Genomic DNA, 13,077 nt, shown 5'->3' on the forward strand with positions numbered 1-13,077 from the left:
AAAAGCTGCCTATGGGCAGCTTTTTATTTTATGTAACAGATGCAGGTACATATTTGGCCTTTCAGGTAATCTTGTAGATAAACTCTTGAGAATGTAGAAAAAAGGAACAAAATGTGAAAAAAGGATGGATTTTAACAGGATGTAGTACGTTATTGCTGGCCAGCATGATGACACAGGCTCAAGAAGCGCCACAGCAATCAGTATCATCACAAGATACAGTTCAGCCCATTACTCAGGAAGAAATCCGCCATGGGCTGGCAGCAATGCAACAGCGCTTAAATAGCCGCATTGAGCAATGGGGCAAAACCCTCAGCCGTGATGATTTCGAGTGGACCTGGCGTGGACGTCAGATGAAACCAGCCAAACGTCAGGAAGTTTGTGATATTTTTCAGGGCGTGGTGAATGAAATGTATCAAATGGCGGTAAAAAACAAGGCTCGACTCAGTCCGGAAGATCAGAAACTATTATCCAATCGTGATCTGTTTATTGAAAAACTGGGCTTTCAGAATAACCGGGTAAATACCCAGATGGGCTTTGATTGTCGCCTACAATAAGCCCAGTCCATTATCCAAGAAAATAAAAAAGGCGCATAACGCGCCTTTTTTAGGTATGAACAATATCGATTATTCAAACTCGTTATGTTGTGGAGCAGGGTGCTTAAAGCCCTTGGTTTTATAACCCAGGTACAAAATACCGAACATCGCCCACCATAAACCGTATTTTAGTGCAGTTTCTTCAATTTCCAGCCACATCGCAAAGATACTGATAAAACCAAGCATCGGGATGACCACAAAGCTGAAAATATCTTTCGCAGTTTTAGTACGACCATCACGCAGTGCATAACGTGAAATTACTGACAGGTTCACGAATGTAAACGCAGTCAAGGCGCCAAAGCTGATCATTGAAATGACAATATCTAGATCCATGAAGCCAGCAGTTAAGGCCACTGCACCTACAATCAGAATGTTGTAATTTGGCGTATAGCTTTTCGGACTGATATGACCAAAGATTTTCTTGTTAATCACGCCATCACGACCCATGACATACATCAAACGTGATACACCTGCGTGAGCAGAGATACCAGATGCCATTACGGTAATGATTGCAAAAGTCAGCACATAAGACTGGAACAATGAGCCGCCGACAAGAAGCAGGATTTCTGGCTGAGTTTCAGCAATATTCTTGAAGTAAGAACCCGGTGTAGACGGAAAGTACAACTGCATGAAGTAAGTGCTGATAATGAAAATTACACCAGCGATTAAAGCAGTCAAGAAAATCGCTTTAGGCAAGGTGTTTTCAGTATCTTTGGTTTCTTCTGCCAGGGAACTTAAAGAGTCAAAACCAGTGAATGAGAAGCACAGTAAGGTCGCACCAGTAATCAGGGCACCGACTGAAGTCAGTTCATTCCAGAACGGTTCAAGACTCCAAAGCTGGTAACGCTGTTCAGCTGTAATCGGACCATCAGCATTGAAACCGGCCTGCAGTTTGGTAAAGACCATCCAGGTAAAGATACCGATCACCAGTAACTGTACCAGTACGATCAAACTGTTAAAGTTCGCCACGAAGCGTGCACCACGCAGGTTTACCCCGGTCATAAAGGCAGTCAGCACGATCACCCAGACCCAATGATTCACATCAGGAAACAGTGCTTCAAGATAGATCACCGCCAGGATGATGTTCACCATTGGTGATAACAGATAATCCAGCCAGGAAGACCAGCCCACCATGAAGCCAATATTCGGGTGAATCGATTTTTGGGCATAGGTATAGGCCGAACCCGAAGAAGGGTAGCGGCGAATCATGTGACCATAGCTGATCGATGTAAACAAAATTGCAATCAGGGCAATGATGTAAGAAGTAGGAACATGCAAATGACTTTCTTCAGATACCAAACCAAAAGTATCAAATAAGGTCATTGGTTGAATGTAAGCTAAACCAATAATAATGATGTGCCAGAGCCCTAGCGTTTTTTGCAGTTTAGCTGCCGATTGAGTCCCAGAGAAATTTGTCAACGGCGTTATCCTCTTAATCGTTGATCAAGGATCAGTCATATTTAATAAGGATCGTTTGAGACGAACGATCCCCCCTACAATTTTCTATAAAAGCGCGCCAATCTACTTTAAAATTACGGCTTTTACTAGCTATTTTTTGAATTTAGGCCTGCACGAAATGTGCCATTCGAAGCAAAAAATGGCGATTTCCTGCAAGATAAAAGCCCGATGTCTAAAAAAACATCAGGCTTAAATTTTTCGCTATATTGGCTTATTTTTCAGTAATTACCAAGCCTTTTTTAAGATAGATTTCAAATCTTCCAAACTGGCTTCTTTCGGGTTGTAAATGATGGAACCATCATTTAATGCTTTTTCAGCAACTTCATCCAGCTGTGCTTCAGAAATCTTACCTGTTTCACTTAATGTACGCGGTAATTTGGTCAGACTATAGATCCGGTCACGCATGGTTAAAATCGTAGCAATGGTCTTGTCTGCACGTAGGTGTGCTGGCGTTTGTGCATAGATATCCGCACCTGCCAATGGCAGCAGCAGCTCGGCAATCTTGTCGCCATTCACTTCCTTGTTATATTCCAGCACATAAGGCAGGAACAGATTCATACATAGGCCATGCGGCAAATGCGCGACTGCACCTAGAGCATGTCCAAGGGAGTGCACCAGACCTACCATTGAATTGGAGAAGGCAATTCCGGCCATGGTAGAGGCCTGAGCCAGCTCCAGTCGACCTTGCGCATCAGTTGGGTTGTCGAGTACGTTAAACAGGTTGGCACTGACTTTTTTCACTGCAGCTGTGGCATAGGCATCGGAAATTGGATTGGCTGCCATACAGGTATAAGCTTCTACAGCATGTGTCATCGCATCCATGGCTGTCATGGCAGTCAGATGCGGTGGCAGGGTTTGGGTCATACGTGGATCCAGAATCGCAGCATGCGGCATCAGGTAATAAGATGCGAATGGCATTTTCACATTCTTTTCAGTATCCGATACCACAGCAACCATCGTCACTTCAGAACCAGTTCCTGAAGTCGTAGGAATTACGAAAAATGGCTTCAACGGTTTAGGCAGGTTATGCGCACCAGAATATTTGAGTAAGTCGTCACCACCTTCAGAGACCAGAATATTGGTCGCTTTTGAAGTATCAATGACTGAGCCACCACCCACGGCAATAATGGCATCGCAATCATGATCACGATAAAGCTGTGCTGCGCTGCGCACTGTACCTAGACTAGAATCTGGCGGTACATCATCAAAAATCGCTGCAATTTTGGCATCGGTCGATTCAAAAGCAGCTTCAATCGGCGCCAGCAGGTTATTGGCACGTACCCCTTTATCAGTAATGATCAGTGGACGTTTGGCACCTAAAGTGGCCAGTTCAAAAGGAATGTGTTCTAACGCGGCATGACCAGCAATCACTTTGACTGGACAGAAAAATTCATAATAAGGTTTTGCCATGTTATACACTCCGTTTCAAATAAGATTGAGCGACTTTTAAGTAGATGCTGCTCGCTTCCATGATTTTATCTTTGAGTCCCAGATTATTCGGGTATTCTTTTACTGCCAGTTGCGCCACCATTTTCGGCAAGATCAGCGCTTCCATTTTGTTCAGGCAACGTACCAGACGGATCGCATAGGAAATATCACCATCGGCAATCATGCGGTCATTGGCAAAGGCCTGAGACGTGCTTTCCTGAAAGGAAAACACCAGAAAGGCATGATGCAGATGCTTAAAGGTAATGGTCAGGTCTGGCTTGATGCTGCTGTCTTTGACCAGTTCCAGTTGATGCTGTTCCGTGACCCGGGCAACGAAGGCCGGGCCATGCGGAAAAACATTCATTGAAAGCCTAAAATTGGCGGGAAACTGGGCAACTTCCTGTTTGATTTCTGGGTCTACCTGACTTGCCATGACCAGGCCACGGCCAATGATATCCATCATCAGTTTGACATAGGCAAGCTGCAAAGCGGGTTTTACGGATTTTGTCGCAATCACGTGATGATCCCTATCTTGATATTATTGGTTTAGAGTAATTACTCTAATTTATTTGTTATTAAAATGCAAAGGCTTTATCTTTGCTCGATGTTCACTTGATTAAAGTAACCGCTGCTGCTTAAAGTTTCAATAATTTCAACACACAAGTCATTAAACTTTGGCGGATTGCTGACGAGGTCATTAATTCGAACCATTTCTAGGCCTGCATAGCCGCACGGATTAATGGTATGGAAACCAGTCAGGTCACAATCAATATTTAAAGACAGGCCATGATAGCTACGGCCTTTACGGATTTTGAAGCCGAGAGAACCAATTTTACGCTCATTCACATAGACGCCCGGAGCATCGGGTTTGGCATAAGCTTCAATTTCATGCTTTTTAAGTAATTCAATCATCAGGTTTTCAGCATAAGACACCAGTGTACGGACATTCCAGCCCAGACGATTCAGGTCAAACATAAAGTATGCGACGAGCTGACCTGGTCCATGCCAAGTAACTTGACCACCACGGTCGGTTTGAATCACGGGAATATCGGTTGGAATCAGAATATGTTCGGGTTTACCGGCCTGACCTTGGGTCAGTACATCATGGTGCTGCAAAATCCATAACTCATCAGGCGTATTTTCATCACGGTTTTCCGTGAAGCTTTTCATTTCCAAAAAACGGTCTTCGTAGGGAGTCAAGTCATTATATTGACGGATAATTAGGGAGGGTTTTTGAACCGCAGCTGTCACAGTGTGTGTCCTTAGAAAATTAAATCATACTGCAAATAATTATAATGATTTCAGCAGTGATAGGGGATGGATTCGTAGTAATTGTTGGTGAGCTAGTCACACATATAAAAAAACACGCCCGAAAGCGTGTCTTTTAATTTGCCAAGGTTGGAGCAGAATAACTTAAAGTGCAGTCTTGATCAGTGGGCAAGCTGCAAGATCAGCATATAAGGCATGCACCTGTTCCAGTTCAAGGAAACGTAGCTGAGCAGTGATCGAATGATATTTACCAGTACGAGATGGAGTGACACTTACGCTATCACCATCAAAGTCAGGGAAATGTTTGGTAAAAATCTCAACGACTGCATTCAGCAGTTCTTCACCTGCAAGGCCAATGAGTTTGATTGGGTAATCCATTGGAAAAACCCAAAGATCTTCGCGAAGTTCACGAGATGGTGTACGGTCTAACATGTAGTCCCCCTATTCGAAACGCCTGCATAGCGCAGGCGTTTGGGTGTATTGCAATACAAAATGGAGACGAGAGATGAAATTTCAAGTCTCCAAAATTGTATCAAATCTTAGTCATTTTCCAGGAATGAACGCAGGTGCTCAGAACGGGAAGGGTGACGTAACTTACGCAGTGCTTTCGCTTCAATCTGACGGATACGTTCGCGGGTTACATCGAACTGTTTACCGACTTCTTCCAAAGTATGATCCGTTGGCATGTCGATACCGAAACGCATTTTCAGGACTTTCGCTTCACGCTCAGTCAGGTTTTCCAGTACTTCGCGAGTCGCTTCTTTCAGGCCTTCTGAAGTTGCAGCATCAACAGGAGAGGTGATGTTGCTGTCTTCAATGAAGTCACCCAAATGCGAATCTTCATCATCACCGATTGGTGTTTCCATCGAAATCGGTTCTTTGGCGATTTTCAGTACTTTACGAACCTTCACTTCGTCCATTTCCAGACGTTCGCCCAGTTCTTCCGGAGTCGGTTCACGGCCCATTTCCTGAAGCAATTGACGAGATACACGGTTGATCTTGTTAATCGTTTCAATCATGTGTACTGGAATACGAATGGTACGTGCCTGATCCGCGATTGAACGGGTAATTGCCTGACGAATCCACCAGGTTGCATAAGTCGAGAACTTGTAACCACGACGGTATTCAAACTTGTCTACGGCTTTCATCAGACCGATGTTACCTTCCTGAATCAGATCCAGGAACTGCAGACCACGGTTGGTGTATTTTTTCGCAATCGAAATCACCAGACGTAAGTTTGCTTCAACCATCTCTTTCTTGGCACGACGTGCTTTCGCTTCACCGACTGCCATACGTTTGGCAATGTCTTTGATGTCACGAACTTTAAGATCAAGATCTTTTTCGATATCTGCAATTTTTTGCTGGAAGGCCAATACGTCAGGACGTACTTTTTCCAGATAAGCTTTCTGATCGGCAGGTGCTTTCGCAATCTGCTCATCTAACCAGGCTGGATTCGATTCCTGGCCCGGGAAAGTAGTACGGAACTGGGTACGGTCCATACGGCCACGACGGACTGCATAACGCATCACTTCACGTTCTGCACCACGGATCTGGTCATGTGTACCACGAATCATTTCAGAAATGATATCGAACAGACGCGGCGTGAACTTGAACATCATGAACACAGTTGCAAGCGCTTGAAGTGCTTCTTCTGCTTCTTTGCTGTTACGGCCGTGTTTTTCCAATACCGCTTTGGTATTTTTCCAAGCATCTGAAAGTTCGGCAAAACGAACTTTGGCAATTTCTGGATCTGGGCCTGAGTCACCTTCAGAATCGTCATCGCTATCAGACTCTTCATCTTCCTCGTCATCATCCAGTTTTACATCTTTGGTTGACTTGGTCGTTGCTTCTTCGTCTTCTTCGATTTCAGCGACTTCTTCCTGGACTTCTGGAATTTCTTCATCTGATTCAGGGTCTAAATAACCTGACAGAATGTCAGCAAGGCGGCGTTCGCCAGCTTCATAATCTTTGTATTCTTGTAGTACAACTTCTACAGCATTCGGCCAGTAAGCAATAGAGTGAAGAACGTCTCGGATACCTTCTTCAATGCGTTTTGCAATGCTAATTTCGCCTTCACGCGTTAAAAGTTCAACGGTACCCATTTCACGCATGTACATACGTACAGGGTCAGTCGTACGACCTGGTTCGTTTTCTACAGATGCAAGTACAGCCGCAGCTTCTTCTTCTGCAACTTCATCAGCAGCTTCTGCAGTATCCTCGAACATTGCATCATCAGATTCAGGCGCACGATCATGGACAGGAATACCCACATCATTCAGCATTTGAATGATGTCTTCAATCTGTTCGCTTTCTGTGATGGAGTCCGGGAGATGATCGTTAACCTCAGCGAAGGTTAAGTAACCTTGTTCTTTGCCTCGGCTAATCAGAGCCGCTACTTGAGAAGTAGGGGAAGTCATATCGCTCATCTTTGCTTACTCTTCGTTGAATCTGTGGCAGTGAAAAACCGTGCATGATAGCACAATTCACCTGAAATAGTTTTGGAATTGATCAGTCAAGCATGATTTTATAAATATGTTTGAATAACAATTGAATATCGATATTGGGTCTAAGTTTATCTTTTCAAGTGTATTTCCCAATCTAATTTTAGAAACGTCCTTCATCCATGGGATAAAAAGCGTTCACTATCTAACCAGCTAATAAATACACAATTATGCTGTAGAAAAACAAGAGCTAATTAGTATAAACATACAAAATATATAAATAAAACTTGACAAGTTTTTAAAGGCAAGATAAATAGCGCCTAGACCCATTTACATTTTTCACTACGAGGTAGTTTTAGTGTCTTCGACAGATTTTGAACTAGATGATAGCTACGGTGATGATGATGTTAATTTCGATGAGGCATCGAGTAAGCTAAGTGCGAAAGAGTCGTTGGAAAAACGTCGTCTGATTGATGATCTGCTCTCGCAACGCCGCCTGGAACGCGAACTCAAAGATTTTGATTATGACTTCGACGATGATGACGACTTTGACGACGAAGATTAACGAATTCAGATTTAGCATAGCCTGAATAAATGCTATGCTAATCCTTTCGGTTTTCTAAGTTTGGATGTTAAATGAGTGCTTTAGATTTAGACCTGTTGAGTGAATATCTGGATGGCGACCAAAATGAGTATGGTCTGGATTTTGCGGCAACTCATGGTTTCTTATGTGCTATCGCAGTAGGCCCGCAATTTGACAAATGGATGGATGAACTTTTTGAAGGCAACCAGAAAAAAGTGCCTGCAGAAATCATCAATCAGGTTAAAGCATGGTTAGAGTCAATCCGTCAAAGCTTGGCCAATGAAGAAGGGATCACTTTCCCATTTGAAATTGAAGAAGCAGATACCGAATCAAGTCTAGGTGACTGGAGCGTGGGCTTTGTAGATGCCATGTTCCTGAACGAAGAAGCCTGGTTTACAGAAGAATTTGAAGAACAGTTGGTCGATTTAACGCTGCCAATTATGGTATTCAGTGGCATCGATGAAGAAGATCCGCAAATGGAATCTTTCCGTCGCAATGGTCAGTTAATGGATGAGCTTGCAGAAGAGATTCCAGAAAACTTGAATGAATTATATCTGATGTACCACACACCAGAATAAGTCATGCCCCGCCATGAAAAAGCACCGTCAGGTGCTTTTTTTAGCTCAGGTGTTTTGTACAACGTTTGGACTAGTTAATTACCTAGTCTAAGGTTTATGATCGGCACCCATACGCTTGCTCAAGCTATAACGCGCATAGCCATTATAGGTGATATGGAACAGCAAGGCATGTAAGGCAATACTTGCAGCCACCAGAAACGAATTTGGCCCGCGTCCTGTATAAGCCATCCTTCTATAGATTTCCTCCATCTGTGGATGCAGCCAGATCACTATAAACAAAAAGATAAATCCGAAGGTCATGGCAATAATCGTGGAACCCCAGACCAACCTGCTTTTCTCTTCTTGGGTGGGTAGTCGGAGTTCTTTTTTCACAAAGTATCGGGCGCTGAGAAAGGCGGAGGCAATCAGGGCAGGAAGCAGCAGAATGGCGCCCAGATTGAACACATAGATGAGTATGCCGACTATTAAGACCAGAGTCAGATAAACGGTGGCAAAATATTTAAGATAATGCGACATCGTTTTAGCCTCCTTATGCTGAGGTCTCTTCAGGATGGACGATTTTTACGTTGATGTCTACGGTATAAAACCCAGCCCACGATGATCACGACAATCGCAATAATCACATAACTGACCTGACTGAAGATTTTGTGCATCAATTCCTGATTTTCACCAAAATAAAAACCGACACAGGCCAGGAACGTGGTCCAGATAATAGTACCCAGTCCGCTATAGAACATGAATTTCCAGAAAGGCATATGACTCATGCCGGCCGGGATACTGATGAGGGAACGTACTGCCGGAACCATCCGGCCAAAGAATACAATCCGGTGTCCATACTGCTCGAACCATTCTAAAGATTTTTTGACATCTTCAGATTTGATAAACAGGAATTTTCCGTATTTGTCTACAAATCTGAAAATACTGTCGTGGTTAAATTTGTAGCCAATCCAATAGAGCAATGCCGCTGCCAATAACGAACCGATACTGCCTGCAATAATGACTCCGACCAGCACTAATTCTCCTTGGGACGCGGAATAGCCGGCAGAAGGCATGATAATTTCAGAGGGGATCGGGGGAAAGACATTGTCAAGAAACATGAGTAGGGCAATGCCCCAGTAGCCCAGCTGTTCCATGACAGAAATAATCCATTCAGTCAGATTCATAAAATTGGCAAAATAAAAAATACTGCTTGTATCCTAAGCAGTATTTTTAAGAGGGTAAAGTTAAGTTATATAAATGGCCAACTGCGGATTAACTATGGGTTAAGGTATAAATATAAACTTTACGTAAGCTGTAAGCCAAGCAAACTGGCAGAGCACTGAGCAGTAAATAGTGTGCTGCTGTAGCCTCAATATGGTAGCCGATAAACAGGGCAAGAATGGCACCAATGATAGTTCCCAAGATCACAATGAACAGATGTGATTCTGCTTCTAGCTCATCTGTCAGTTGGGTAATACGTTCCAGTTTTGTATTTTCTTTAGGTTGGAATCTAACAATATTATCGGGGTCCCGAGCAAGTGAATTGGCCATTTTGTTTTCCTTTTCATTTAAAAAATTAATTAATAATGAAAGACTTATGGTAACAAAGTAATGTGATATAAAGACTATCAAGCTTAGCTGTAAAAATATGCTGTTCTTGGTAAGGGATTGGTAAGTTTTTTATTGCAGATGTAATGCTTATGTAAACAAAAAGCCCTCCGAAGAGGGCTTAGATATTTTTAGTTACAAAACTGGAATTAGAGACGTTTACGTTTTGCAGCCAGAATTTGCGATTGACGCATACGGAAACCTTCTTTTTGTTTCTCGGTGGTTTTATCGATGCAGTACACACAAGATACACCGTGTTCATAACTTGGCAGCGCTGCCTCTTCAGGGGTTAATGGCCAGCCGCACGCATGACATTTGGTATTTTGACCTTCTTCCACACCATGTGTAACCGCAGTACGGCCATCAAATACGAAACATTCACCTTCCCACAGACTTTCTTCAGCTGGGGTTTCTTCCAAGTATTTCAGAATACCGCCTTTCAGGTGATACACCTCTTTAAAGCCTTCCTGAAGCAATAAAGAAGTTGATTTTTCACAGCGAATACCACCGGTACAGAACATGGCAATTTTCTTGTCCTTGTGTTGTTCCAGATTCTTTTTCACGTATTCAGGGAATTCACGGAAAGTTTCAGTTTTCGGATCGATTGCGCCTTTGAAGGTACCGGCTTTGTACTCGTAATCATTACGGGTATCAACCAGAATCACGTCATCACGTGCAATCAGCTCATTCCATTCTTTAGGATCAAGATAATGGCCAACCAGATCACGTGGCTTAACCGGCACACCTAAAGTCACAATCTCTTTTTTCAGTTTGATCTTCATTTTACGGAATGGCTTGTCAGAGCTATGCGACTCTTTGTATTCCATTTCGTTGAAGCCTTCATCAAGCAGGAACTGGTGTACTTTGTCGATGGCTTCACGGTTACCCGCAACGGTACCGTTAATGCCTTCACCTGCCACAATTAGAGTACCGCAAAGGTTGATGGTTTTTACCAAGTCTAAAAGACGTTGTTGCAGACCCTCAGGATCTTGAACTTCTTTGAATTGATAAAGTGCGGCAACAACCCAACCAGTCGTCGCTTGCTGTTCTACAGGTGCAAGCTGTTCTACAGTAGCGTTCATGGAATACTCCAACGTAGCATGATAATTTGAAAGGCGCATATTTTAACGTGATTTGAATGAATAAGCGAGTAAAAGGCCGGGTTTTAACGGACTTCAAATCGATAGGGAGAGCGTGTATAGTCATGCCGACCCAGGATTTTGATGCAATGATGCAGATGCTGGAAGTTGCAGCACAGTTGGAGTAAGTTTTGAGTTCGGATCGTCGTATTGCATCTTTGACCCCTTGCGCAGGGCGTTGCTCAACCGTATTTGGTGATGCGGTCTGTCGTGGTTGCCGCCGTTTTAATCATGAAGTGATTCACTGGAATAGTTATAACGCAGATCAGCATATTGCAGTCTGGCAGCGGCTGGATGCACAGCTAGATCAGATTTTAGTCCCGATGCTGCCGATGGCAAATCTGGCCAAAGTGGAAACATTTGTCCTGTCTAAACGGGTGCGTCTGCGTGAAGATGCGACTAAAGGTCGTAAGCTTTACCATGCCTTAAAACTCTGTGAAAAGAACCGTCATTTTACTGATGAAAGCGGTTTAGGTATTCATTACAAACAGGTGCGTCCGCTTTGGGATGAATTCGAGCGTCGGGTACTGGCACTCGCCAAAGCCAGTTATGACCTGGCTTTTTTACGGGCAGATGGGATCAGCCAGCACCTGATTCATATGCAGGAAGAGGACTAAGTCCTCTTTTTTATTAAAAAATCATGATAGCTGAGGACATGGCGTGAATATCAGTGAATATGCTCTCTATTGTCTGGCCGTCGTCATCATGATTGCCACACCTGGGCCTGTGATGTTGCTGGTCGCTAGTGCTGGACTGAAAGGTGGCTATAAGCATGCTTTGCAGACCATTTTCGGGACAAATTTTGCTTCTCTGGTATTGATCACCTTATCCATTCTCAGCTTAAAAGGTTTATTGGTTATCAATGAAAACTGGCTGAATGGCATCAAGCTGCTTGGCTGTTTATATATTGCCTGGCTGGGAATCCAGATTTTCCGGGAAGTCTGGCAAGGGCAGGGCTCGATTAATCCACAACGCTTGCAACCGGTACAAGGGGGCTTTCGAACCGGTTTTCTGGTGGGGATCTCCAATCCTAAGGATATTATTTTCTTTGCTGCATTTTTCCCGCAGTTTATTGGCATCACGCCAAATCTGGATTTAAGTTTGGTGATTCTGACGATCAGCTGGATTGTGCTAGATTTTTTGACCCTGTCATTAGTTTATTTAGGCTTTCAGCGCTTTGCTAAATCTAGGCTGTATCCTTATTTGCTTGGTTTGTGCGGTTTGATCTTGCTGCTGGTCGCACTATATGGAATTTATTCTGTTCTTATTTAAATCAAAATACTGAACATAAAAAATCCCGGTCTTAAGCCGGGATTTTTTATCTTTAAATCTTGTACTTATACATTGTGCTGCTGGCGGTAATGCGCTAGTTCATCAATGGTAATTACGGTCAGCTGATGCGTCTGTGCATAAGACAATACCTGAATGCCAGAAGCCATCGTGCCATCTGGGTTGGTTAGTTCACACAGAACACCGGCAGGTTTTAAACCCGCCAGACGAGCAAGGTCAATGGTACCTTCAGTATGGCCACGACGGGTCAGCACACCGCCTTCACGGGCACGTAAAGGAAAGACATGACCTGGACGATTCAGATCACTGGCGACAGCGTCATCTTTAATGGCTGCTTTAATCGTAGTGGTACGGTCTTTGGCAGATACACCAGTCGTCACACCTTCCGCAGCTTCAATCGTTACAGTAAAGGCAGTTTTAAACTGGCTAGAGTTATCCTGCACCATAGGCGGCAGTTCTAGATGATTGGCCAGTTCATCAGTCAGGCACAGGCAGACAATGCCAGAACCATCACGAATCATGCGTGCCATGGTTTCTACAGTTAAAGTCTCTGCAGCAACGATGAGGTCGGCTTCATTTTCACGGTCAAAGTCATCCATCACCAGAACAGGTCTGCCTTGGCGGATGTCTTCAAGTGCTTGTTGGATGCGCTGTTCAGCGGGAGCTAAAGCGGAAAAGAAAATTTCGGGTTGAATCAAACTTGACATTGAA

General features: G+C 43.7%; 17 protein-coding genes. 6 read left to right on the top strand and 11 right to left on the bottom strand.

The annotated features are described in order from the left end of the window. The first annotated feature begins 164 nt into the window (after window positions 1-164). Window positions 165-554, top strand: coding sequence for a hypothetical protein (locus tag AC4MCC_RS03915; RefSeq protein WP_491885845.1), 390 nt, complete (start codon window positions 165-167; stop codon window positions 552-554). A 69-nt stretch (window positions 555-623) separates the two neighbouring features. Here the strand turns inward: AC4MCC_RS03915 and AC4MCC_RS03920 are convergent, their stop codons facing one another. The 6 genes from AC4MCC_RS03920 to rpoD all read right to left on the bottom strand — a co-directional run bounded on the left by AC4MCC_RS03920 (window position 624) and on the right by rpoD (window position 7,174). Continuing rightward, the gene (locus AC4MCC_RS03920) at window positions 624-2,012 is read right to left on the bottom strand and encodes an APC family permease (protein ID WP_004784881.1); all 1,389 of its coding nucleotides are present in this window, start codon (window positions 2,010-2,012) and stop codon (window positions 624-626) included. A gap of 264 nt (window positions 2,013-2,276) precedes the next feature. Next, entirely contained in the window at window positions 2,277-3,461 is a 1,185-nt protein-coding gene (locus AC4MCC_RS03925) for an iron-containing alcohol dehydrogenase (RefSeq protein ID WP_034170151.1), read from the bottom strand. 1 nt (window position 3,462) lies between these two features. After that, window positions 3,463-3,996: a hypothetical protein gene (locus tag AC4MCC_RS03930; protein WP_005236882.1), complete on the bottom strand. Its 534-nt coding sequence runs from the start codon at window positions 3,994-3,996 to the stop codon at window positions 3,463-3,465. A gap of 74 nt (window positions 3,997-4,070) precedes the next feature. After that, complete coding sequence (lipB, locus tag AC4MCC_RS03935) at window positions 4,071-4,730, bottom strand: lipoyl(octanoyl) transferase LipB (protein ID WP_491876599.1); 660 nt, start codon at window positions 4,728-4,730, stop codon at window positions 4,071-4,073. Window positions 4,731-4,892: 162 nt separating this feature from the next. Then, window positions 4,893-5,180 carry a YbeD family protein gene (locus AC4MCC_RS03940; protein WP_491885703.1) on the bottom strand — a complete coding sequence of 96 codons (288 nt, stop codon included), beginning with the start codon at window positions 5,178-5,180 and terminating at the stop codon, window positions 4,893-4,895. A gap of 107 nt (window positions 5,181-5,287) precedes the next feature. Continuing rightward, window positions 5,288-7,174: an RNA polymerase sigma factor RpoD gene (gene rpoD / locus AC4MCC_RS03945; protein WP_419365781.1), complete on the bottom strand. Its 1,887-nt coding sequence runs from the start codon at window positions 7,172-7,174 to the stop codon at window positions 5,288-5,290. Between the two features lie 373 nt (window positions 7,175-7,547). On the opposite strand from rpoD, the gene AC4MCC_RS03950 reads away from it, so the two are divergent. Together AC4MCC_RS03950 and AC4MCC_RS03955 are read left to right on the top strand one after the other, a co-directional pair. Further along, window positions 7,548-7,754, top strand: coding sequence for a PA3496 family putative envelope integrity protein (locus tag AC4MCC_RS03950; protein WP_004784869.1), 207 nt, complete (start codon window positions 7,548-7,550; stop codon window positions 7,752-7,754). A gap of 71 nt (window positions 7,755-7,825) precedes the next feature. After that, on the top strand, window positions 7,826-8,350 hold the full coding sequence (locus AC4MCC_RS03955) for a YecA/YgfB family protein (RefSeq protein WP_004784868.1): 525 nt from the start codon (window positions 7,826-7,828) through the stop codon (window positions 8,348-8,350). An 87-nt stretch (window positions 8,351-8,437) separates the two neighbouring features. On the opposite strand, the gene AC4MCC_RS03960 is transcribed toward AC4MCC_RS03955, so the two are convergent. The 4 genes from AC4MCC_RS03960 to trhO all read right to left on the bottom strand — a co-directional run bounded on the left by AC4MCC_RS03960 (window position 8,438) and on the right by trhO (window position 11,019). Further along, a complete protein-coding gene (locus AC4MCC_RS03960) occupies window positions 8,438-8,866 on the bottom strand; it encodes an ABZJ_00895 family protein (protein WP_491885704.1) in 429 nt (142 codons plus the stop codon). Window positions 8,867-8,895: 29 nt separating this feature from the next. Continuing rightward, window positions 8,896-9,513 carry a DedA family protein gene (locus AC4MCC_RS03965; protein WP_491885705.1) on the bottom strand — a complete coding sequence of 206 codons (618 nt, stop codon included), beginning with the start codon at window positions 9,511-9,513 and terminating at the stop codon, window positions 8,896-8,898. A gap of 88 nt (window positions 9,514-9,601) precedes the next feature. Then, window positions 9,602-9,880, bottom strand: coding sequence for an FUSC family protein (locus AC4MCC_RS03970; protein ID WP_159123452.1), 279 nt, complete (start codon window positions 9,878-9,880; stop codon window positions 9,602-9,604). A gap of 206 nt (window positions 9,881-10,086) precedes the next feature. Next, window positions 10,087-11,019, bottom strand: a complete 933-nt coding sequence (gene trhO, locus AC4MCC_RS03975; protein WP_004784858.1) for an oxygen-dependent tRNA uridine(34) hydroxylase TrhO — start codon at window positions 11,017-11,019, stop codon at window positions 10,087-10,089. A gap of 56 nt (window positions 11,020-11,075) precedes the next feature. On the opposite strand from trhO, the gene AC4MCC_RS03980 reads away from it, so the two are divergent. Genes AC4MCC_RS03980 through AC4MCC_RS03990 form a run of 3 tightly spaced genes read left to right on the top strand, consistent with a single transcriptional unit; the run spans window position 11,076 to window position 12,348 of the window. Then, window positions 11,076-11,204: a hypothetical protein gene (locus AC4MCC_RS03980; RefSeq protein WP_257218376.1), complete on the top strand. Its 129-nt coding sequence runs from the start codon at window positions 11,076-11,078 to the stop codon at window positions 11,202-11,204. Between the two features lie 3 nt (window positions 11,205-11,207). After that, on the top strand, window positions 11,208-11,693 hold the full coding sequence (locus tag AC4MCC_RS03985; protein WP_491885706.1) for a DUF1289 domain-containing protein: 486 nt from the start codon (window positions 11,208-11,210) through the stop codon (window positions 11,691-11,693). Between the two features lie 43 nt (window positions 11,694-11,736). After that, window positions 11,737-12,348, top strand: a complete 612-nt coding sequence (locus AC4MCC_RS03990; RefSeq protein WP_419374769.1) for a LysE family translocator — start codon at window positions 11,737-11,739, stop codon at window positions 12,346-12,348. A gap of 65 nt (window positions 12,349-12,413) precedes the next feature. On the opposite strand, the gene ribB is transcribed toward AC4MCC_RS03990, so the two are convergent. Next, window positions 12,414-13,073 carry a 3,4-dihydroxy-2-butanone-4-phosphate synthase gene (ribB, locus tag AC4MCC_RS03995; RefSeq protein WP_419374770.1) on the bottom strand — a complete coding sequence of 220 codons (660 nt, stop codon included), beginning with the start codon at window positions 13,071-13,073 and terminating at the stop codon, window positions 12,414-12,416. Window positions 13,074-13,077 lie beyond the last annotated feature (4 nt).

It is taken from the genome of Acinetobacter sp. CAU_H_56, from assembly GCF_058599425.1.

What these genes read in the sequence shown, in the direction of transcription:
- AC4MCC_RS03940 (WP_491885703.1), bottom strand. Translation starts at nt 5,180, where the DNA reads ATGTTAGACCGTACACCATCTCGTGAACTTCGCGAAGATCTTTGGGTT.
- AC4MCC_RS03965 (WP_491885705.1), bottom strand. Translation starts at nt 9,513, where the DNA reads ATGAATCTGACTGAATGGATTATTTCTGTCATGGAACAGCTGGGCTAC.
- AC4MCC_RS03915 (WP_491885845.1), top strand. Translation starts at nt 165, where the DNA reads ATGATGACACAGGCTCAAGAAGCGCCACAGCAATCAGTATCATCACAA.
- trhO (WP_004784858.1), bottom strand. Translation starts at nt 11,019, where the DNA reads ATGAACGCTACTGTAGAACAGCTTGCACCTGTAGAACAGCAAGCGACG.
- ribB (WP_419374770.1), bottom strand. Translation starts at nt 13,073, where the DNA reads ATGTCAAGTTTGATTCAACCCGAAATTTTCTTTTCCGCTTTAGCTCCC.
- AC4MCC_RS03980 (WP_257218376.1), top strand. Translation starts at nt 11,076, where the DNA reads ATGAATAAGCGAGTAAAAGGCCGGGTTTTAACGGACTTCAAATCGATA.
- AC4MCC_RS03925 (WP_034170151.1), bottom strand. Translation starts at nt 3,461, where the DNA reads ATGGCAAAACCTTATTATGAATTTTTCTGTCCAGTCAAAGTGATTGCT.
- AC4MCC_RS03955 (WP_004784868.1), top strand. Translation starts at nt 7,826, where the DNA reads ATGAGTGCTTTAGATTTAGACCTGTTGAGTGAATATCTGGATGGCGAC.
- AC4MCC_RS03960 (WP_491885704.1), bottom strand. Translation starts at nt 8,866, where the DNA reads ATGTCGCATTATCTTAAATATTTTGCCACCGTTTATCTGACTCTGGTC.
- AC4MCC_RS03970 (WP_159123452.1), bottom strand. Translation starts at nt 9,880, where the DNA reads ATGGCCAATTCACTTGCTCGGGACCCCGATAATATTGTTAGATTCCAA.
- rpoD (WP_419365781.1), bottom strand. Translation starts at nt 7,174, where the DNA reads ATGAGCGATATGACTTCCCCTACTTCTCAAGTAGCGGCTCTGATTAGC.